The sequence below is a fragment of the Agromyces ramosus genome (assembly GCF_004216665.1).
GTDB lineage: Bacteria > Actinomycetota > Actinomycetes > Actinomycetales > Microbacteriaceae > Agromyces > Agromyces ramosus.
The window spans coordinates 406,167-426,806 of record NZ_SGWY01000002.1 but is presented as its reverse complement, the minus strand read 5'-3'; the positions used below and the strand labels follow the sequence as shown (position 1 = coordinate 426,806).

The following is a 20,640-nucleotide window of genomic DNA, read 5'->3' as shown; positions in this document are numbered from 1 at the left end:
TCGCACGGCGGGCGGATGCCGCGGGGCGTGCCCCTGCGGCATCCGTCGCGCCGGGGCCTCAGCTCGCGCGCGCCTCGCGCTCCTCTCGCACGCGCTGCCCGACCACGGCCGACACGCCGTCCTGGCGCATGGACACGCCGTAGAGGGCATCCGCGATCTCCATCGTGCGCTTCTGGTGCGTGATCACGATCAGCTGGCTCGACTCGCGCAGGTCCTCGAGCGTCGTGAGCAGTCGCCCGAGGTTCGCGTCGTCGAGTGCCGCCTCGACCTCGTCCATGATGTAGAACGGGCTCGGACGGGCCTTGAAGATCGCGATGAGCAGCGCGACCGCCGCGAGCGACCGCTCGCCGCCCGAGAGCAGCGACAGCCGCTCGATCTTCTTTCCGGCGGGCTTCACCGAGACCTCGATGCCCGTCGTGAGGAGGTTGTCGGGGTCGGTGAGCGAGATGCTGCCGGTGCCCCCGGGGAAGAGCACGGGGAAGACCTCGGCGAAGGCGTCGCGCGTGTCCTCGAACGCGCCGCGGAAGATCGACTCCATCTTCCCGTCGATCTCCTCGATGATCGTCAGCAGGTCCTTGCGGGTGTTCGCGAGGTCGGTCAGCTGCTCGGTGAGGAACTGGTGGCGCTGCTCGAGCGCGGCGAACTCCTCGAGCGCAAGCGGGTTGACCCGGCCGAGCTGCGCGAGCTTGCGTTCGGCGCCCGCCAGGCGGCGCTGCTGCTCCTCGCGCAGGAAGGGGCGCGCCGGTCCCTCCGCGTCCTCGGCTGGAACGGCGACGTCGGGCCCGTACTCGGCGACGAGCACGTCCTCGGTGAGGCCGAGCTCCGACTCGGCCCGCTCGACGAGCCCGGCCACGTGCAGCTTCTTCTCGTAGATGCGCAGCTCGAGGCCGTGCACGTCCTCGGTCACGGCGTGCAGGCGCTCGCGCACGGCCGCCTCTTCGCGCCGCACCCGCTGCAGCTCCTCGTTCCGGCTCGTGCGCTGCGCCTCCGCACGACCGAGGGCGACCCGGGCCTCCGCCACGGCGGTGTCCACCGAAGCGAGCGCGGCGGGCAGCGAATCGGCGACCCGCGTGGCGGCGGCCAGCTGGGCCCGACGCACGACGGCGCGGCGCGCGGCATCCGCCGCGGCCTGCTGCTCGGCCTCGAACTGCCGTTCCATGGCTTGCACGCGAGCCTCCTCGGCGCGCACGCGCTCCCGTGCGGTCTCGAGTCGCAGCCGCGCCTCGACCTCGAGCTCGCGTGCCTGCTCGAGCGCCGAGACCGCGCCGTCGCGAACGGTCGCGTCGATCACCGGCCGCTCGACCGACCGGGCGTGCTCGAGCGCGGTCTTCGCCTCGTCGGCCGCACGCTCGGCGTCGCCGACGCGTTCCTCGGCGTTCGCGGCGGCCTGCTCGAGGCGGGTCGTCTCGGCCCCGACGGCCTCCGCCTGCACACGCGCCCGGTTCAGCTGCTCCGTACGCTGCGCGAGCTTGGCGTCGAAGTCGCGCAGGGCGGCGAGCGCTCGCTTCGCCTGCTCCTTCGAGTCCTCGAGGATGGTGCGCTGCTCGGCGAGGTCGAAGCGGGAGCGCTCGAGCTCGGCGCGCAGGTCCTCGAGCCGGGCGCCGGCGCGGTCGCGCTCGGCGACGAGCTCGATCCGGCTCTGCTCGCGACCCGTCCCGCCGCGGATGACGTAGCGTCCGACGACGGTGCCGTCCTTCGTGATGACCGTCGCGGGCGCGTCGAGTCGCGCGAGCGACCGTTCCGCAGACCTGGCCGCCGCGAGGTCGTCGGCGATGAGCACCTCGGCCAGCAGCGCGACCACGCCGGCTGGGGCGTTCACCACGTCGGATGCCGCGGTGAGCCCGTCGATCGCCGATGTCGCTCGCGGCACAGCACCGGGCTCGGCGAGCGTGAGCGCCACGCGACCGAGTTCGCCGCGCTCCGCGTGTGCGAGGGCGCGGTATGCCGCGTCGCGGTCGTCGACGAGCACGGCGTCGGCCAGCGAGCCGAGCGCCGCGGCGATGGCCGGCTCGTACCCGGGCTCGACGTGCAGCGACTCGGCGAGCAGTCCGCGCACCCCGGCGATGCCCGAGGAGACGAGTGCGGCGGACCCGTCCTTCTGGTCCAGCGCGAGCGACAGGGCGGCGGTGCGTGCGGCGAGGGCGCCCTGCTCGCGCTCACGTCCATGGAGCTCCTCGCGGATCCGCTCGATCTCGGCCTCCGCCTCGAAGACCGCCGCCTGGGCCAGCTCGTAGGCCTCGTCGAGGTCGGTCTCCGCACCCTCGCCCGCCTCGGCCTCCGCCTCAACGCGCGCGAGCTGCGTGGCGGCGGCCTCGCGCCGGGCGGCGGCGGCCTCGAGCGCGTTCGCATGGCGCAGCACCTCCCCGCGCACGGCCGCGAGCTTCGAGGCGGCCGTGTCGGCCTGGCCGGCGAGCGCCGACAGTTCGAGGTCGTACGCCGTCACGCGGGCGCTCTGCCGGGCGATGCCCTCGTCGACGACGTCGAGGTCCGCGCGTGCGGCGCGGGTCGCGCCGACGGCTTCGTCGAGTGCGGCGGCGGCGGCGACGACGGCGCCCGTGAAGTCGTCGAGCCCGGCGGTCGCCTCCTCGATCATGGCGCGCGTGACGCTGGGCGCGGCATCCGTCGGCTCGACCTGGGCGCCGAGCAGGGCGATGCGCTGCCGGGCGAGCGCATCGAGGGCGCGCAGCCGGTCCTGCGCCGATTCGAGCGCGTGCGACGTGGAGCGCGCAGCGTCGACGTCGTCGCCGAGGTAGGCGGACTCCAGCCGCTCGACCCGGACCTGGTGCTGCTCGAGCTCCTGCTGCAGCACCTGGCGCTCGCTGTGGCGCTCGTGCTCGCTGCGCCCGTGCTCGTCGAGGGCGCGGCGCAGGCCGACGACCTCGTCGGCGAGCAGGCGGGCCCGGGCGTCGCGCACGACGGCCGCGATCGTCGCCGCCTCGCGCGCCACCTCGGCCTGGCGGCCCAACGGCTTCAACTGGCGCCGGATCTCGCCCGCCAGGTCGGACAGGCGGGTCAGGTTCGCCTGCATGGCGTCGAGCTTGCGGAGGGTCTTCTCCTTGCGTCGGCGGTGCTTCAGGATGCCGGCGGCCTCCTCGATGAAGCCGCGCCGGTCCTCGGCACTCGCGTGCAGCACGGCGTCGAGCTGACCCTGCCCCACGATGACGTGCATCTCCCGGCCGAGGCCCGAGTCGCTCAACAGCTCCTGCACGTCGAGCAGCCGGCACGTCTCGCCGTTGATGGCGTACTCGCTCGTGCCGTTCCGGAACAGCGTGCGCGAGATCGTCACCTCGCTGTACTCGATCGGCAGCGCGCCGTCGGCGTTGTCGATCGTGAGGCTGACCTCGGCGCGGCCCAGCGGACCGCGCGTGGCGGTGCCCGCGAAGATGACGTCCTCCATCTTGCCGCCGCGCAGCGTCTTCGCACCCTGCTCGCCCATGACCCAGGCGAGCGCGTCCACCACGTTCGACTTCCCGGAGCCGTTCGGGCCGACGATGCACGTGACGCCCGGTTCGAAGGCGAACGTCGTCGGCTGCGCGAAGGACTTGAATCCCTTCAGCGTCAGGCTCTTGAGGTACACGTCCCACCCTTCCGACTCGCGAGCGCGCTGCCGACGAGCGTAGTCGAGGAACGACGCGCCGCCGTTCGGCCCCGCCGCCATCCGGGGGATCCACCCTTGCCGCTCGGCTCGACGCCGAGTTAGTCTGGGCGGCTGCCCGCGCAGCGTGAGGAGCGATGATGTCCATCGAGATCCGCCCGGTGCCCGTCCCCCGCGAGCTCGGCACGCCGGAGGCCCGCGACTTCGAGGCGTACGCGGCGCTCGGCTTCGAGCTCGAGCGGGCCAACTGGGGCCACGACCACTTCGCCGAGACCGCCGCGGAACTGCTCGGGTTCCATCGCAACGACGCCCACCGCGGCCGACTCCTCATCGGGGCCTTCGACGGCGACGCGATCATCGGCCGGAGCGGCCTCGGCTGGGAGCGCGACGAGGCTTCCGCCACGGTCGAGATCACCCTCGGCGTGCACCCCTCGCACCGTCGACGGGGGGTGGGCTCACGGCTCCTGGTCGCCGCGGAGCACGCCGCCCGGGAGCTCGGTCGCGCCACCGTCGTCGCGTACTCCGATCACCCCGACCCAGCGGGAGGTGCGCACGACGGTCCGGTGCTCCGGGCACCCGACGGCGACGCGGAGTTGTCGGCGTCCGCTCCGGCCGCCGCCTTCGCCGCGGCGCATGGCTACTCGCTCGCGCAGCTCGAACGCGTGAGCAGCCTCGCCGTGAGCGGACGGGTCGACGAGTTCCGTCGCGAGCTCGAGGCGCGAGCGGTGCGTGCGGCCGACCGTGGCTACCGGCTCGAGCTCTGGAACGACCGCACCCCGGAAGCGCTCGTCGACGCGTACGCGGCCGCCCGTGAGCGCATGGTGCTCGAGGTCCCGGCCGGCGGCGTCACGATCGACCCCGAGCGGTGGGATGCCGCGCGCGTCCGCGAGCACGAGGCCGAGCAGCTCGACGGCGGCACGAGCGTGCTCGTGGCGGCCGCGATCACCGACGAGGGCGTGCTCGCGGGCTACACCGAGCTCGAGCTCCCCCGCGGCCGCGCGTTCGCCTACCAGTACGACACCCTCGTCGTCCGTGCGCATCGCGGCCATGGCCTCGGCATGCTCGTGAAGCTCGCCAACCTCGTGCGCCTGGCCGAGCTCGCGCCGGAGCGCGCGGTCGTCTACACGTGGAACGCCGACGAGAACGAGCACATGCTCGCCATCAACATCGCGCTCGGCTTCCGACGCTGCGGGCTCGAGGCGATCTGGCAGCGCGAGCGCGACGAGGCGCCGGCTCAGGCCGACGCCGGCTGACGCGGCATCCGGAGCCGCTGGCAGCGCGGGCATCGGTGCGACGAGCGGTTCATGAACGATTCCCGCACCATGGGCGTGCCGCAACGCGGGCATGGCAGACCCGCGCGCCCGTAGGCGTTCAGTGATTGCGCGAAGTACCCGGATGCACCGTTCACGTTGACGTACTGCGCATCGAAGCTCGTGCCGCCCTCGGCGAGGGCCTTGCCGAGCACGTCGCGGACCGCCGCGAGCAGTTCGCGGCCGCGTCGGCGCGTCAGCGACGAGGCCGGCTGCTCCCCGTGCAGGCGCACCGCCCACAACGCCTCGTCGGCGTAGATGTTGCCGACGCCGCTCACGAGGCCCTGGTCGAGCAGCACGCGCTTCACCCCCGACGCCCGGCGCGCCAGGGCGTCGAGGAATGCGCGGTCGTCGAAGGCCGGGTCGAGGGGGTCGCGCGCGATGTGCGACACCTGCGCGGGGATGGTGCCCGCCCACGGCCCCGTGACCCCGGCGGAGAAGCCGGCCACCTCGCCGTCGGCGGTCGGCACGAGGCGGTCGACGGCCAGCGAGCCGAACGTCCGCTGGTCGACGAAGTCGATGCGGAGCTCGCCGTGCTCGGGGTGGTCGAGGTGCAGGCGGATGCGTGCGTGACGATCGTCGCCGGGGTGGTCGGGCGTGCGGAGCAGCAGCTGGCCGCTCATGCCGAGGTGGCCGACGATGGCGCGATCGACGCCGATCGGCATCCACAGGAACTTGCCGCGACGCACCGCCGCCTCGATGCGCGCACCGGTGACGAGCGATTCGAAGTCGCCGGATGCCGCGTCGTGACGGGTCAGCGCACGGGCGTCGAGCACGTCGACGGCGGCGACCCGCGCCCCGGTCACCGCGGGCGCGAGCCCGGCTCGGACGACCTCGACCTCGGGAAGCTCGGGCACGTCAGCGGGCGCTGAGCTCGGTCCAGGCCTCGAGCGCGGCGGCCATCTCGGCCTGCTTCTTGCTCGAGCCCTCGCCGGTGGCCTGCACGAGGTCGCCCACCGAGACGGTGGCGACGAAGTGCTTGTTGTGGTCGGGACCGCTCTCGGTCACCGTGTAGAGCGGCGGCGGAGCGCCGCGCCGCGCGGCGATCTCCTGGAGGCTCGTCTTCGGGTCCATGGCGGCGCCGAACCGCTCGGGGTCGGCGAGCAGCGGGGCGACCAGGCGCAGCACGAACTCCGTCGCGGCATCGCCGCCGGCGTCGAGGTACACCGCGCCGATGATCGCCTCGACGGTGTCCGCGAGGATCGACGGTTTGTCGGACCCGCCCGTCATCGTCTCGCCCCGGCCGAGCCGGATGTAGGGACCGACCCCGATGGAGCGGCCCACCTCGGCCAGTGCCGCACTCGACACGAGGCTCGCCCGGCGCTTGGCCAGCTCGCCCTCGTCGAGGTCGGGGTGGTCGCGGAAGAGCTTGACCGTGACGGCCTGGCCCAAGATGGAGTCGCCGAGGAACTCGAGGCGCTCGTTGGTGGGGATGCCGCCGTTCTCGTACGCGAACGACCGGTGCGTGAGCGCGAGAAGGAGCAGGGCGGGATCGATGTCGACCTGCAGCGTCTGCTGCAGGTCGACGAGCGAGCGTTCCCCGTGCTCCGTCTGCTCCGTTCGCGTCACGACCGGTCGAAAGCCAGGTTGGTGCCGACTAGACGTCGGCGACCTTGCGGCCCTTGTACTCGAGGAAGAGCGGGGTGCCCGCGGAGTCCTCGACGACCTTCGCGCGGTGCGGAAGGCTGTAGGTGACCTTGCCGTTCTCCACGGTCTTGACGAGCGTGGGGACCTCGGCCTTCCACTGCGAACGGCGCGCGTGGGTGTTGGCCCGTGACTTCTTCCGCTTCGGAACAGCCATGACTCTCTCTCAATCTCTCTGCTGGTCGGCGCTGGATGCGACATCCGCGCCTTGGTCTTCGGAAGCCTCGAACCCGGCGAGCGCGGCCCACCGCGGGTCGCGTTGCTCAGGGGTGACGAGTTCCGGATGATCAGCCAGTCGGACCCCGGTCTCGGGGTCGAGACCTGGGCAGTCCGGCCGGCACACCGGCTGGAACGGCAGTGACAGCACCACCGCATCTCGGATGAGCGATTCAAGATCCACGTGGTCGTCTTGAACCTCATACTCGAAAGCTTCTCCAGAATGATACGCGAAAAGCTCCTGGAACTCGACTTCGACGGGCAGGGCGATGTCGATGAGGCAGCGTCCGCACTCGCCCTCGGCGACCGCGTCGACCTCCGCCGTCACGAGGACGCCCTCGTGCACGGACTCGAGCCGCACGTCGAGGTCGAGCTCCGAACCCTCCCTGAGTGCGACGAGTCCCTCGCCCATCGGCTCGGCGACGGGGATCGCGAACTGCTGCTCGCGCATCTCGCCGGGACGGTTCACGAGGTCGCGCACGTTCACGCGGAACGGGGAATGCTTGATGGCCACGATCGACGATTCTACGCCCCGGCCGCGGGCCGGTCGCCGAGCGCCTTGCGCGCCCGGTCGAAGAGCGATCGCGGCATCAGCACCGCCCTCGCACGCTCCGCTGCGCGGGCGTCGGCCAGCAGCGCGGTCCGCGCAGCGACGAGGTCCTCGGCGAGCCCCGGACCGGGCGACACGCCCGCTCGCCCGTATCGTTCGCGCTCCACCGCGTCGCGGAGGCGCAAGAGCGCCGATCGGGCCGCCGCGTCGTCCGCGAACGCCTCGCGCTCGGAGATCCGGGCCGCGAACGCCCGCGCGGTCTCGGCGTCGCCGCCGCCCGCCCCGAGGTCGCGGGCGGTCGCCACGAGCTCGTCCCACGCGGCATCCGCTGCACGCTCGCCGCGGCGGACGCGGCCGAGTCGCGTGAGCCGCTGGCTGGTGCGGAACGCGGCCGGGAGGAGCAGGAGCAGCAGCACCACGAGCACCGTCGCGCCGCCGCGGATCCACAGCTGCTGGGCGTTCGCGAGGGCATCGCCGCTCGGCCCGGCGAGCCCTCGGTCGGGGTCGAGTTCGGGTCGACCGCTCGCGCCGGGGGTGGAGGTCGCCGGGTCGGGCACGTTCGGTCCCTGCTCCTCGCCGGCGCCGGGACGCGAGTAGTCGGGCACGAGTCCGCGTCCGGGCGTCGGTTCGAACGGCACCCAGCCGACGCCCTCGAAGTACAGCTCGGGCCAGGAGTGCAGGTCGTGCGAGTCGACCTCGACGCGCTGCACGCCCTCGACGCGCTCCTCGGTCGGCGAGCCCTGGGTGTAGCCGATCGAGATGCGGGCGGGGATGCCGACCTCGCGGGCCAGCACCGCCATCGTCGAGGCGAAGTGCACGCAGTACCCGGCCTTCGTCTCGAGGAACTGGGCGATCACGTCGAACCCGCCGCCGTCGTACCCCTCTTCGACGGGCGCCTGCGTGGAGTAGTCGAAGTCGGGGCCGCGCAGGTACGCCTGGATCGCGACCGCCGCGTCGTAGGGCGAGGGGGCCCCCGAGGTGACGGATGCCGCGGTGTCGGTGATGACCTGGGGCAGCTCCTCGGGCAGCGCGAGGTACGCCGCGAGCTCCTCGGAGAGGTCGCGGTCGGCGCTGCGGAGCTGCGCGGGCGTCGGCTCGACGTCGAGGCGGGTGACGCGATACTCCTGCCCGTCGGTGTTCGTGTCGACGCTGCGCACGGTGAGCGCGCCGTCGTCCCAGAACCACGAGCCGCGGAGTCCGTCGATGCGCTTCGTGGGGTACGGCACCGGCAGCCAGGTGGTGCTGACCTCGTCGACGAACACGTCGATCGGATGCTCCGACGTGTCGACGCGGCCCGAGAGGCCATCGGGGCGCGGCATCGCATCGACCGTGTTGTCGCCGTCGACGGCGCGCTCGGTCGCGCTCCAGACCTCGCCCTCGAACCGGTCGAGCGTGAGGAGCGTGAAGTACGGCCGATCGCCGTCGCGGGCGAGGTAGTGGAAGGCGGGTCGCGCGTCGGGGCGGCGCAGGTCGCGACCGAGGTCGATGAACGGGCTCACGCCACGCGCGAACAGCGTGCCCCGCGAGGGCGAGCCCAGCAGGAGGCTCGTCGAGATGCTCGGGGTCGAGGCCGCCAGCACCGAGGCCGCGAGCAGTCCGACGGCCGCGAGGCCCAGCGATGCGCCGAGCGTGGAGGCGATGGGCACCCGCTTCGGGGCGATGACGGTGGCGGCCTGGTCGCCCTCCTCACGGGACGCGAGCGTGGCACGCCGACGCACGCGCACGTCGATGCGCAGGAGGAGGAGGTAGGCGGCGGCCGTGAGCACCAGGGTCGGCAGCTCCGCGCCCGCCTCGATGATGAAGCCGGGGATGAGGATCGGCACGAGGGCGGGCGCCGCGGCCAGCGCCGGCATGCGCAGCGTCTGCACGAGGATGTCGATGAGCACGGCGAGCAGGCCGACGCCGAGCGCGAGGCCGAAGGACAGTGCGGGCACCGGGATCGCCGGCACGGCCTGCTGCTCGATCGTGCGCTGGGCGCCGACGATGAGCTCGCCGAAGGTCTCGAACGTGCCCTGGGTCGGCACGATGAGCGCGAAGCTCGTGGCACCGCCGAAGAGCAGCGTGAGCATGAGCAGCAGCACCACGAGCTCGAGCACGGGCACGAGCGAGGGCGGCGTGCGGATGGCTCGGAACCCGAGTCCCGAGAACAGGGTGCCCGCGGCGATGAACGCGCAGAGCCACCACCAGCCGCTGCCCGAGATCAGCGGGCCGAGCGCCATCGTCGCGATGACCAGGAACAGGAACGACGCCGACGTGAGCGCGAGTCGCTGGACTCGCGAGAGCGGCACGGGATCAGGACGCATCCGTCGGCGTCCCGTCCCGGTCGTCGGCGTCACCCGTGCGCGATGGGGCACCGGCGCCCGTCGCCGCGCGCGCCGTGAGCGCGATCCCGGCCCACGCCTCGCCGATCTCGGCCGGGCGGCGCACCCGCATGATGCGCCAGTCCGACTCCTCGAGCAGGTCGAGCACGCGTCGCGACGCTCCCTCCATTGCGAACACGACGGCGGGCTCGAACATCGGGCGGAGCGCGATCAGATTGCTCGCGTCCTGCTCGTCGGGGTCGACGAGCACCGCGAAGCCGGGCGCCCGGGCCTCGCGCGCCCTCGCCCTGGCCTCGGAAGCCGTGGGCTCGGGCTCGGCGTGCACCGACAGGCGGGCGGGCTCGTCGAGCCGCGCGAGGTCCTCGAGGAGGGTGTGGTCGCCGCCCGGCATGCGATAGCCGCCGTCGTACGCGGCTCCGGGGACGACCGCCCGCTCGGGGTCGGCGACCTGGGTGCACCGCACCCGGAACCCGCTCTCGAGCAGGTGCACGCCGATCGAGGCGGCCATCTCGATACCGAGCTCGAAGGCGAGGTTCGGCCCGTCGTCGTGCTCGCGCCGGAGCGAGGACACCCGGGGCCGGCCGGCGAGCGTGGTGTCGAGCAGCACGCGCGCCTCGGGGTCCCCGCGCTGCTCCTCCTCGCGGACCATCAGTTCGCCCCGCCGGGCCGTGGCCGCCCAGTTCACCCGCCGGAGCGGGTCGCCGTAGCGGTACTCGCGGGCGATCAGCTCGTCGGAGTTCGGATGGGAGCGGCGCTGCAGGCCGTGCACGACGCCGTCGATGGACGCCGCGCTGCCGAGCGCCGCGTCGAGCGGCGTGACCCGTGGCGTGACGACGATCTCGTGCCCGGTGCCCACGTCCCGGTCGATCCGGGCGAGGCCGAACGGGTCGGTGATCCCGACGCGGAGCGGCCCGATCGAGGCGACGCCGCGCCGCGGCATCCGGAGCCGGTACTCGAGGCGCACCGTGTCGTCGCCGGACGGGAGCACGCCCTCGTACGGCCCGATCGCCGGCAGGATCGCCTCGGGCGGGCCCGTCAGGCCGTCGGGCACGGTGTCGCGCCAGTGCGCGCCGTCGAAGGTGCGACGCCCGCGGTTCTTCACGACGAGCGAGACCCGGGTCCAGGCACCCGCGGGCACGACCGGCGGCGCGAACGCCCGGGTCACGGCGAGGCGCGGGGTGCGCACCACCACGAAGACGCCGGCAGCGGCGGGCATCGCGATGCCCACGAAGGCCAGCAGCAGGATGTCGCGCAGGTCGAACCACAGCGACACCGCGAGGAGCAGCACGCCGACCGCGACGAGCGTGCCGCCGCGCCTCGTCAGTCGCGGCCAGGCCGAGACGCGAGCGGAGCGCGGGCGGGACATTCTCAGCTCCTTCGTGCGCTGCCGACCGGAATCGGCGTCTCCCCCACGATGCGGCGCACGATGGCGTCGATGAGCGGTCCGCTGTCGCGGTCGTGCGCACCGATCGCACGACTGGTGGGCACGAGCCGGTGCGCGAGCACGGGCACCGCGAGTGCGTCGACATCGTCGGGCAGCACGAAGTCGCGCCCGTGCATGGCCGCGTGGGCCTTCGCCGAGCGGATGAGCTGCAGCGTGGCGCGCGGACTCGCCCCGAGTCGCAGCTGGCGGTCGTCGCGCGTGGCCCGCGCGAGCTCGACCGCGTACTCCTTGACGGGCTGCGACGTGAACACGTGCTGCACGGCCGCGATCATCTCGCGGAGCTCGGCCAGCGACACCACCGCCCCGAGGCGGTCGAGCGGGCTCGACGTCTCGCGCGTCGAGAGCATCGCGATCTCGTCGGCGGGCGACGGGTAGCCCATCGAGACGCGCGCCATGAACCGGTCGCGCTGCGCCTCGGGCAGCGGGTACGTGCCCTCCATCTCGACCGGGTTCTGGGTCGCGACGACGGTGAACGGCTGGTCGAGCACGTAGGTGGTGCCGTCGGCCGTGACCTGGCGCTCCTCCATGCACTCGAGCAGCGCCGACTGGGTCTTGGGGCTCGCCCGGTTGATCTCGTCGCCGATCACGATGTTGGCGAACACCGGGCCGCGCTTGAACTCGAAGTGCCGGCTCGACTGGTCGAACACCGACACGCCCGTCACGTCGCTCGGGAGAAGGTCGGGCGTGAACTGGATGCGGCTCACGGTGCAGTCGACGGAGCGGGCCAGCGCCTTCGCCAGCATCGTCTTGCCGACGCCGGGGACGTCCTCGATGAGGAGGTGCCCCTCGGCGAGCAGCACCGTGAGGGCCGCCGTGATCGCCTCCCGCTTGCCGGCGATGACGGTCTCGACGTTCTGCACGATGGTCGCGGCCCGCGAGCCGACCTCGTCGATGCCCATCACGAGCCCGGGACCGGCGTCGGCTGCGCCGCCCAGCGTGACCGCCGCCTCGCTCATGGGGTCATCGCCGCCTGGAGGTAGTCGGCGACCACGAACGGCACGTACGGCGCGACGTCGCCGCCGAGCGCCGCGACCTGCCGCACGAGCGAGCTCGACACGTGCGCGTTCGCCGGGTCGGGCAGCAGGAACACCGTCTCGACGCCCGCCAGATGTCGGTTCACGATCGCCATCGGCGTCTCGTAGGCGACGTCGAGCTGCGAGCGGATGCCCTTGACGAGCACGGAGGCACCGACATCCGTGCAGTAGTCGACGAGCAGTCCCATGCTCCACGACGCCACGACGATGCGGCCCTCGATGCCCGCGTCGGCGATCGAGCGCTCGATGAGCGACACGCGCTGCGCAATGGGCAGGAGCGCGGACTTGTCGGGGTTGTGCACCACCACGACATGCAACTCGTCGTAGAGCCCCGCGGCCCGTGCGATGACGTCGAGATGGCCGAGCGTGACGGGGTCGAACGATCCTGGGACGACGGCGATCCGCTGCATACGCCCAGCGTAGTGCGCGGATGACGCGGTGAAAGGGCTTGCGGAGAGTCTCAGCCCTTGCTCAGGTACCCGCTCGCCTCGGCGTCGAGCCGTCGGCGCACCTCCGCCGCGAGCGCGGCATGGCGCCCGAGGCCGGGGTCGGCGGCGAGCACCTCCGCGGCGACCTCGCGGGCGTCGGCGATCACGTCGCCGTCGCGCGCGACGCGCAGGAGCTTCAGCGACGAGCGCCCGCCCGACTGGACGGCGCCGAGCACGTCGCCCTCCTGGCGCAGCTCCAGGTCGACCCGGGCGAGCTCGAAGCCGTCGAGCGTGGCCGCGACGGCCTCGACGCGCTGGCGCGCGAGCGAACCCGCCTCGGCGGAGGTCACGAGCAGGCACAGGCCGGGCACGCTCCCGCGGCCGACCCGCCCGCGGAGCTGGTGCAGCTGCGAGACGCCGAACCGGTCGGCGTCGACGACCACCATCGCGCTCGCGTTCGGCACGTCGACGCCGACCTCGATCACCGTGGTCGCGACCAGCACGTCGATCTCGCCGGCCGCGAAGGCGCGCATCGTCGCCTCCTTCTCGTCGGCGCTCATCCGCCCGTGCAGGGGAGCGACGCGCTTGTCGGTGAACCGGGGATGCTCCTCGAGCTCGGCGAGCACCGAGGCGACGGATGCCGCGGGCACCGCGGCGTCCGCCTCGGCCTCGCCGTCGGGCGCCTCCCCGTCGTCCTCGGCGACGCGCGCCTCGATCGCGGGGCAGACCACGAAGCCCTGGCGCCCCAGCTCGACCTCCTCGGCGAGGCGCTCCCAGACGCGCGGACGCCAACCGGGACGGTCGGCGAGCGGCACCACGTGGGACTCGATGCCGGCGCGGCCCGCGGGGAGCTCGCGGATCGTGGACACGTCGAGGTCGCCGAAGACGGTCATCGCCACGGTGCGCGGGATGGGCGTGGCGGTGAGCACGAGCACGTGCGGCGGATGCTGCCCCTTCAGCCGCAGCGCCTCCCGCTGCTCGACGCCGAAGCGGTGCTGCTCGTCGACGACCACGAGCCCGAGGTCGGCGAACGACACGGCGTCGCCGATGAGCGCGTGCGTGCCGACGACAATGCGCGACTGGCCCGCCGCGGCCCGCAGCAGCGCCTTCCGGCGATCGGCGGCCGGGAGCTGGCCGGTGAGCAGCGTCGGCACGACCGATGCCGACAGCTCGGGGCCGAGCAGGCGGGCGATGGAACGGAGGTGCTGCGCGGCGAGCACCTCGGTCGGCGCGAGGAGGGCTGACTGCCCGCCGGAGTCGGCCACGGCGAGCATCGCCCGCAGTGCGACGACCGTCTTGCCCGAGCCGACCTCGCCCTGCACGAGGCGGTTCATCGGCACCGGGTGCTCGAGGTCGTCGGCGATCTCGGCACCGACCTCCTGCTGGTCGGCGGTGAGCGAGAAGTGCAGCGAGGCGTCGAAGCGCTCGAGGAGCCCGCCTACCGACGGATGCCGCGCGGTCGTCGTGTGCGCCCGCAGTTCCGCGCGACGCAGCAGCAGGGCCGCCTGCAGCACGAACGCCTCGGTGAAGCGCAGCGTGCGCCGGGCCGACTTCCAGTCGGCCTCGGCCTCGGGCCGGTGGATCGCCTCGAGCGCACGCCGCTGGTCGAGCAGCGACCGCGCCTGCCGGACCGCGTCGGGCACGGGGTCGTCGAGGTCGCCCAGCCCGTCGAGGAGCAGCGCGATCGCCTTGGCCAGCTGCCAGCTCGCGAGCGTGCCCGTGGCCGGGTAGATCGGGATGGGCGCCTCCGCCCAGCGCTTGGCCGCCGCGGCATCCGCGGCGATGGGCGCCGAGTCGTCGAAGAGCTCGTAGTCGGGATGCGCGAGCTGGCGCGCCCCGCGGTAGTCGCCCACCTTGCCGGCGAAGATCCCGCGGCGGCCGGGCCGGAGGTCGTTCTCGCGCCACTTCTGGTTGAAGAACGTGAGGGTCAGGATGCCGGTGCCGTCGGAGATCTTCGCCTCGAGGATCGATCCCCGGCGCTGGCGCATCTCGCGTACGCGCACCTCGAGCACCTCCGCCACGATCGTGACGTTCTCGTCGAGCGGAAGGCTCGCCAACGCCGTCAGCTCGCCGCGGAGCGCGTACCTGCGCGGGTAGTGGCCGAGGAGGTCGCCCACCGTGCGATAGCCGAACGCCCGCTCGACGGCCTGCGCCGTGCGCCCGCCGAGCGCACCCGAGAGGCGGGTGTCGAGGGTGAACCGACCGGTGCCCGCGGCATCCGCTCCTTCGGACGTCATGCCTCGATCGTAGGCTCCTCCGCCGTCAGCGCGGCGAGCTCCGACTGCACGTACGGGTCGTCGGGGCGCGCGCGGGCGAGCTCGCGCTGCAGGTCGAGCGCCTCGTCGGTGCGGCCGAGCGTGCGCAGGCATCGGGCGATCGACCAGCGGGCCACGTGCTGCTGCTCGGCCGTGCCGTACAGGTCGGCGGCCTCGACGGCCTGCTGGAACTCGGCGAGCGCCGCCTCCGCGCGGCCGCTGTCGTGCATGGTCCATCCGAGGTTGTTGTGCAGGGCGACCCCCCATCGCAGCACGCGGGGGTCGCGGGAGCCGGCGAGCACGTCGAAGCCCTCGGCCGCCCACTCCTCCTCGTGCCCCTCGTCGTTCAGGGCGAGCATGTGCAGCGCGTCGAGCACGAGGAACGGCGAACCCGCCAGTGCGGCCTCGCGGACGGCCCGGGTCAGCACGGGCACGGAATCCGGCCGCCGGTCGGACGCGGCCAGGATGCGGCCGCGCTCGATGTCGACGCGCGCGCGGACCTCGGCGACGTCGCGCTCGGAATCGTCGGACGGGATGCCCGCGGCGACGACGCCGTCGAGCACGTCGATCGCCTCGGCGAACCGGCCCTGGATGCCAAGGGCGCGTGCGAGCTGTGTGGTCATCACCGCGCGCACGTGCGCTGGATGCTCATCGTCGTCGGCGGCCTCGCGGAACCGCTCCTCGCTCGCTGCGGGATCGCTGAAATCCCACAGCCGGTCGATCATCTGCTGTTCGTCCCCCCGGTGGTGGGACGGTTCGGCGGGCACCTGGTCGGTCGAGTCATCCACCCCTCCATCATGGCAGCGCCGTCGCCGCCGCCGCGCGGGCATGACACCGCACGTCCGCGTCGATATGCTGCCGGGAGCATGACCCGCATCATCGCCGGATTCGCCGGCTCGCTCACCCTCGCCGTGCCGCGCTCCGGCACGCGTCCCACCAGCGACCGGGTGCGTGAGGCGATCTTCTCGGCGCTCGAGGCGCGCGACGCCATCGATGGCGCCTCGGCACTCGACCTCTACGCCGGCTCGGGTGCGCTCGGCCTCGAGGCGGCGTCGCGCGGCGCCGCGGAGGTCGTGCTCGTCGAGAGGGCGAAGACGGCGGCCGAGATCTGCCGCCGCAATGCCGACGCGATCACCCGGGCTGCGAGAGGCGGCCCGAGGCCGCGCGTCCGCGTCGCGATGCGCACGGTCGCGTCGTACCTCGAATCCGCCGTCGGCACCTTCGACCTCGTGTTCATCGACCCGCCCTACGACCTCGGCGAACCCGCGCTCGCCCACGACCTGGCGCTCCTCGCCCCGCTGCTCTCGGACGACGCCGTGGTGGTCGTCGAGCGCAGCTCGCGCTCCCCCGAACCGGGGTGGCCCGACGGCATCGTGCCCGAGCGCCGTCGCGACTACGGCGAGACCACGCTCTGGTGGGCGTCCGCTCAGCCGGCCCGGCCGTCCCAGCCGGAGTAGGGATCCCACCCGTCGGAGCCCACGGGACGGCCGTCGACGAGGACGCCGCCCGTGCCCGCCACGACGCTGCCGACGACCTCGAAGGGCTCGGGCACCGACGCGCCGGCCGGGAAGGTCGCGAGCAGGCCGTGGTCCTCGGCGCCCGCCAGCGCGACCCGAAGGTCGGGTCCGAGCGCGGCGCCGACGAAGTCGAGGTCGACCCCGCTCGCCTCCGCGATGCGCCGGGCGTCGCGCGCGAGGCCGTCTGAGACGTCGAGCATGGCGGTCGCCCCGGCGCGGGCCGCCGCGACGCCCGCCGAGACGGGCGGCTGGGGCGCGAGCTGGGCGCCGACGAGCCGAGGGTACTGCGCCCGCACGTCGGCCGCCCGCACGGGATCGGGCTCGCCCGCGGCATCCGTGCCCGCGTCGAAGAGCAGCGCGAGCCCCCGGGCCGCATCACCGCGGGCGCCGGCGTGCGCCACGACGTCGCCCGGGACCGCGCCGGAGCGGAGTACGGGCGCGCGCCCCTCGAGGTCGCCGAACGCGGTGACCGCGATCGTCAGCACGGTCGAGGCCGAGAGGTCGCCGCCCACCACGCCGGCCCCCGGCGCGAGTGCCGCGAGCCCCTCGCGCAGTCCGTCGGCGATGCCCTCGAGCACCGTCACGGGCATCGTCGGGGGCACCGCGATCGCGACCACGAGCGCGGTGGGACGTGCGCCCATCGCCGCGACGTCCGTGAGGTTCGTGGCGGCCGCCTTCCAGCCGAGGTCGAACGGAGTCGACCACGCGAGCCGGAAGTCGGGGCCGTGCACGAGCAGGTCGGTGGTCACCACGAAGCGGCCATCGGCAGCGGCGACGACCGCGGCGTCGTCACCGGCGCCGAGGAGCGCCGCGTCGCCCGGCGCGAGCCGGGGAAGGATCCGGCCCAGCACCGCCGACTCGCCGAGCTCCGCGATCGTCGGGTCGCCGGGGTGCGCAGCTCGTTCCATGCCACTCACGGTAGCCTGAACGGGATGCCCCACCCAGACGCCCCCCAGCCACGACGCGGGCTGCGGCGCGTCGCCTCCGCCGCCGGCCTCGCCGTGCTCGGCAGCCTCGCGCTCGCCGGCTGCGCCCAGGCGGTCGCGTTCGACGCCGCGCCGTCGGCGAGCGACCCCGACTGCGCCGCCGTGGTCGTGCGCCTGCCCGACACCGTCGCCGGCCTCCCCGAGCGCGAGACCAATGCGCAGGGCACCGGCGCGTGGGGACAACCCGCCTCGGTGCTGCTGCGGTGCGGCGTCGAGCCGCTCGGCCCGACGACCGACCGGTGCGTGAGCGTCGACGGCGTCGACTGGGTCATCGACGAGTCGGATGCCCCGGACTACCTGTTCACGACGTACGGTCGCACGCCCGCCGTGGAGGTCCTGATCGACAACGACGTCGTGTCGGGCACGACGGCGATCGCCGACCTCTCGGCGGCCGTCTCGGCGATCCCCGCCGAGGACGGCTGCGTCGCGGTCGACGACGCCGGCTAGCGACTGCCTCGCGCGACCCCGACCGCGATGAGCTCGTCGATGAGCTCGGGGTAGCTGAGGCCGGAGTTCAGCCAGCACGTCGGGAACATCGAGATGGGCGTGAAGCCCGGCATCGTGTTGACCTCGTTGACGACGAAGCCCTCGCCGGTGAGGAACACGTCGACCCTCGCGAGCCCCTCCCCGCCGATCGCCTCGAACGCGCGTCGCGCGATCCGCTGCAGCTCGAACAGCTCGCCCTCGCCCAGGTCGGCCGGGCAGATCAGCTCCACGCCCGGGGCGTCGAGGTACTTCGCGTCGAAGTCGTAGAAGTCGCGGCCGGTGACCACCACCTCGCCCGCGATGCTCACGCGCACGTCGCCGGCGGAGCGGCCCTCGAGCACGCCGCACTCGATCTCGCGGCCAACGACCGCGGACTCGACGAGCACGGTGCGGTCCTCGGCGAACGCGACCTCCAGCGCGGCGTCGAGGTCGGACCACTCCGACACCTTCGTGACGCCGACCGACGAGCCGGCACGCGCGGGCTTGACGAAGACGGGGAGGCCCAGCGACCGGGTGCGCCGATCCCAGAGCTCGGGGTCGGCGGCGAGCCCCGCGCGCGTGAGCGTGACCCAGGGCGCGACCTCGATGCCCGCGCCCTCGAGCACGGTCTTCGTGACGTGCTTGTCCATGCCGATCGCCGAGGCGAGCACGCCGTTGCCGACGTACGGCAGGCCCACGAGCTCGAGCAGCCCCTGCACGGTGCCGTCCTCGCCGAACCGCCCGTGCAGGATCGGGAAGACGACGTCGACGTCGCCCAGGGAGCGATCGCCGGCGGCATCCGTCACGCGCAGTTCGCGCGACGAAGCGCTCTCGGGCCAGCGCACGCGGGTCCCGTTGTCGACGACCTCGGGGAGGTGCGCGGGGTCGAGGGCGAACCGCTCGGGGTCGTCGGCCTCGAGCACGAACGCGCCGTCGCGGGTGATCCCGACGGGGATCACCTCGTACCGGTCACGGTCGATCGCCCGGAGCACTCCTCCCGCTGTTGCGCAACTGATCGAATGCTCGCTTGAGCGCCCGCCGAACAGCAGAACCACCCTGAGCTTGTCCATCCATCGTCCTTTCGCCCTGCGGCTCGTCGTCGGTCGTGAGGTGCGGTGCGATGTCCTTCGGGTCCAGCGTGCCGGCGAGCACCTGCCGCACCTGCTCGACGATGGGCATCTCCACGCCCTTGGCCCGCGCGAGTTCGAGGATCGGCGCGACGGAGGCGAGTCCCTCGGTCGTCTGCTGCATCTGGTTCACCACGTCGCTGAGGTGGTAGCCCTGTCCGAGCAGCCGCCCCGCCGTGTTGTTGCGGGAGAGCGGCGACTGCGACGTGGCGATGAGGTCGCCGAGGCCCGCCAGGCCCGAGAGCGTCTCGGGGTGGGCGCCGTACGCCACCGCGAAGTCCGTCATCTCCACGAGGCCGCGCGTGATGATCGAGGCCTTGGTGTTCTCGCCGTAGCCGGCCCCGTCGACGATGCCGATCGCCACGGCGATGAGGTTCTTCAGCACGCCGCCGAACTCGGTGCCGATGACATCGGTGTTCACGAACGAGTGGAAGTAGCGGTTGCGGGCGACGGATGCCACGGACTGGGCGGCCTCGAGGCTCGTCGACGAGACGACCGCCGCGGTCGGCTGCTCCTTGGCGATCTCGAGCGCGAGGTTCGGGCCCGAGATGACCGCGATCTGGGACTCGTCGAGGCGCAGCGTCTCCGAGATGACCTCGCTCATGCGCATGCCGGTCGCCTTCTCGACGCCCTTCATGAGCGACACCACGATCGCCTCGGCGTGGATGTGCGGTCCGGCGACCTTCAGGTTCTCGCGCAGCGCCTGGCTCGGCACCGAGACGTAGACCTGCTCGGCGCCGGCCAGCGCGAGGTCGAGGCGGCTCGTGGCGCGCAGCCCGAGGGGCAGGTTCACGCCGGCGAGGTAGTCGCTGTTGCGCTTCGCCTCCTGGATCTCGCGCGCCAGCTCGGGCCGACGCGCCCAGATGACGACGTCGGCGCCGCCGTCGGCCAAGATCTTCGCGAACGTGGTGCCCCAGCTGCCCGCTCCGAGCACGGCGACGCGCTTGCCGGGGGCCTTCCGTGCGGATGTCCTAGCCATCAAGTCGACCGGTCTCCTTCTGGCCGTGGGCCGTCGGATCCCAGCGCTCGGGCGGCGCGGGCTCGCCGCGGAGCTCGGAGAGCAGCTCGGCGATCGCGTCCATGAGCTCGCCGGTGGCCTTCAGCAGGGTCGCCTGGTCGAGCGGCTTGCCGCGGTAGGCGCTGAGGTCGAGCGGCTCGCCGATCGCGACCTCGATGGTCTTGCGCGGGAACAGGCTGAGCTTCTTGCCGTAGCGGGCGAGCAGGGCCTGCGTTCCCCAGTGCGCCGCCGGGATGATCGGGATGTCGCGCTCGAGCGCGATCCGGACCGCGCCGGTCTTGCCTCGCATCGGCCACAGGTCGGGCTCGCGCGTCAGCGAGCCCTCGGGGTAGACGATGACCATCCGGCCCTTCTCCACGAGGTCCTCCGCGGCCCGCAGCGCCGCGTGGCTCTTGCTTCCGGCGCGCTCCACCGGGATCTGGCCGGAGCTGCGCAGCAGCCAGCCGAGCACGGGGTTCTTGAAGAGCGATGCCTTGGCCAGGAATCGCGGGGCGCGCCCCAGCTTCCAGGCCACCACGCCCATCACGACCGGGTCGATCTCGCTGTAGTGGTTCGGGGCGAGCACGAAGGCGCCGGCCTGCGGCATCCGCTCGGGGTGGTGGAACCGGAAGCGGACCGCGAGGTTGAAGAGCGGCAGGACGAGGACGGCGAGGAACCAGAAGAAGGAGGGTCGGCGCTTCTCCGAGCGGGCCTTCACGCCGGTGTGCGAGGGCGGGTCGTCATGTGACAC

18 protein-coding genes are annotated in these 20,640 nt (G+C 73.2%); 3 read left to right on the top strand and 15 right to left on the bottom strand.

What is annotated here, in order from left to right; all coding sequences use genetic code 11:
• Positions 1–58: 58 nt before the first annotated feature.
• The gene (gene smc / locus EV187_RS08560) at positions 59–3,577 is read right to left on the bottom strand and encodes a chromosome segregation protein SMC (RefSeq protein ID WP_130353252.1); all 3,519 of its coding nucleotides are present in this window, start codon (positions 3,575–3,577) and stop codon (positions 59–61) included.
• Positions 3,578–3,735: 158 nt separating this feature from the next.
• Between smc and EV187_RS08555 the strand changes: the two genes are divergently transcribed.
• Complete coding sequence (locus tag EV187_RS08555) at positions 3,736–4,848, top strand: GNAT family N-acetyltransferase (RefSeq protein WP_165391147.1); 1,113 nt, start codon at positions 3,736–3,738, stop codon at positions 4,846–4,848.
• Here EV187_RS08555 and mutM read toward each other — a convergent pair.
• The 10 genes from mutM to EV187_RS08505 are packed head-to-tail and all read right to left on the bottom strand — an operon-like array spanning position 4,830 to position 15,585.
• A complete protein-coding gene (mutM, locus tag EV187_RS08550) occupies positions 4,830–5,762 on the bottom strand; it encodes a bifunctional DNA-formamidopyrimidine glycosylase/DNA-(apurinic or apyrimidinic site) lyase (RefSeq protein WP_130352643.1) in 933 nt (310 codons plus the stop codon). The two genes, EV187_RS08555 and mutM, sit on opposite strands and share 19 nt — an antisense overlap.
• Before the next feature lies 1 nt (position 5,763).
• Positions 5,764–6,474, bottom strand: a complete 711-nt coding sequence (rnc, locus tag EV187_RS08545) for a ribonuclease III (protein ID WP_130352642.1) — start codon at positions 6,472–6,474, stop codon at positions 5,764–5,766.
• A gap of 28 nt (positions 6,475–6,502) precedes the next feature.
• The gene (gene rpmF, locus EV187_RS08540) at positions 6,503–6,706 is read right to left on the bottom strand and encodes a 50S ribosomal protein L32 (RefSeq protein ID WP_022887809.1); all 204 of its coding nucleotides are present in this window, start codon (positions 6,704–6,706) and stop codon (positions 6,503–6,505) included.
• Positions 6,707–6,715: 9 nt separating this feature from the next.
• On the bottom strand, positions 6,716–7,279 hold the full coding sequence (locus tag EV187_RS08535) for a YceD family protein (protein WP_242609508.1): 564 nt from the start codon (positions 7,277–7,279) through the stop codon (positions 6,716–6,718).
• Positions 7,280–7,290: 11 nt separating this feature from the next.
• The gene (locus tag EV187_RS08530) at positions 7,291–9,618 is read right to left on the bottom strand and encodes a transglutaminase TgpA family protein (RefSeq protein WP_130352641.1); all 2,328 of its coding nucleotides are present in this window, start codon (positions 9,616–9,618) and stop codon (positions 7,291–7,293) included.
• Entirely contained in the window at positions 9,608–11,002 is a 1,395-nt protein-coding gene (locus tag EV187_RS08525) for a DUF58 domain-containing protein (protein ID WP_130352640.1), read from the bottom strand. The genes EV187_RS08530 and EV187_RS08525 overlap by 11 nt, the downstream gene beginning before the upstream one ends.
• 2 nt (positions 11,003–11,004) lie before the next feature.
• Positions 11,005–11,979, bottom strand: a complete 975-nt coding sequence (locus EV187_RS08520; RefSeq protein ID WP_130353250.1) for an AAA family ATPase — start codon at positions 11,977–11,979, stop codon at positions 11,005–11,007.
• A gap of 53 nt (positions 11,980–12,032) precedes the next feature.
• Positions 12,033–12,524 (bottom strand): pantetheine-phosphate adenylyltransferase, encoded by a 492-nt coding sequence (gene coaD, locus EV187_RS08515; RefSeq protein ID WP_130352639.1) that lies wholly within the window; start codon positions 12,522–12,524, stop codon positions 12,033–12,035.
• 50 nt (positions 12,525–12,574) lie between these two features.
• A complete protein-coding gene (locus EV187_RS08510; RefSeq protein WP_130352638.1) occupies positions 12,575–14,779 on the bottom strand; it encodes an ATP-dependent DNA helicase RecG in 2,205 nt (734 codons plus the stop codon).
• A complete protein-coding gene (locus EV187_RS08505) occupies positions 14,776–15,585 on the bottom strand; it encodes a tetratricopeptide repeat protein (protein ID WP_130352637.1) in 810 nt (269 codons plus the stop codon). Before EV187_RS08505 ends, EV187_RS08510 begins: the two co-directional genes overlap by 4 nt.
• A gap of 78 nt (positions 15,586–15,663) precedes the next feature.
• Between EV187_RS08505 and rsmD the strand changes: the two genes are divergently transcribed.
• Entirely contained in the window at positions 15,664–16,254 is a 591-nt protein-coding gene (gene rsmD, locus EV187_RS08500) for a 16S rRNA (guanine(966)-N(2))-methyltransferase RsmD (protein ID WP_130352636.1), read from the top strand.
• Here rsmD and thiL read toward each other — a convergent pair.
• The gene (thiL, locus tag EV187_RS08495) at positions 16,224–17,222 is read right to left on the bottom strand and encodes a thiamine-phosphate kinase (protein ID WP_130352635.1); all 999 of its coding nucleotides are present in this window, start codon (positions 17,220–17,222) and stop codon (positions 16,224–16,226) included. The two genes, rsmD and thiL, sit on opposite strands and share 31 nt — an antisense overlap.
• 24 nt (positions 17,223–17,246) lie before the next feature.
• Here thiL and EV187_RS08490 point away from each other — a divergent pair, with 24 nt between their 5' ends.
• Positions 17,247–17,747, top strand: coding sequence for a DUF3515 family protein (locus tag EV187_RS08490; protein ID WP_130352634.1), 501 nt, complete (start codon positions 17,247–17,249; stop codon positions 17,745–17,747).
• Here the strand turns inward: EV187_RS08490 and EV187_RS08485 are convergent.
• The 3 genes from EV187_RS08485 to EV187_RS08475 are packed head-to-tail and all read right to left on the bottom strand — an operon-like array spanning position 17,744 to position 20,640.
• Complete coding sequence (locus EV187_RS08485; RefSeq protein ID WP_130352633.1) at positions 17,744–18,835, bottom strand: D-alanine--D-alanine ligase family protein; 1,092 nt, start codon at positions 18,833–18,835, stop codon at positions 17,744–17,746. The genes EV187_RS08490 and EV187_RS08485 overlap by 4 nt on opposite strands.
• On the bottom strand, positions 18,735–19,871 hold the full coding sequence (locus EV187_RS08480) for an NAD(P)H-dependent glycerol-3-phosphate dehydrogenase (protein WP_130352632.1): 1,137 nt from the start codon (positions 19,869–19,871) through the stop codon (positions 18,735–18,737). The genes EV187_RS08485 and EV187_RS08480 overlap by 101 nt, the downstream gene beginning before the upstream one ends.
• Complete coding sequence (locus EV187_RS08475) at positions 19,864–20,640, bottom strand: lysophospholipid acyltransferase family protein (RefSeq protein ID WP_242609507.1); 777 nt, start codon at positions 20,638–20,640, stop codon at positions 19,864–19,866. The genes EV187_RS08480 and EV187_RS08475 overlap by 8 nt, the downstream gene beginning before the upstream one ends.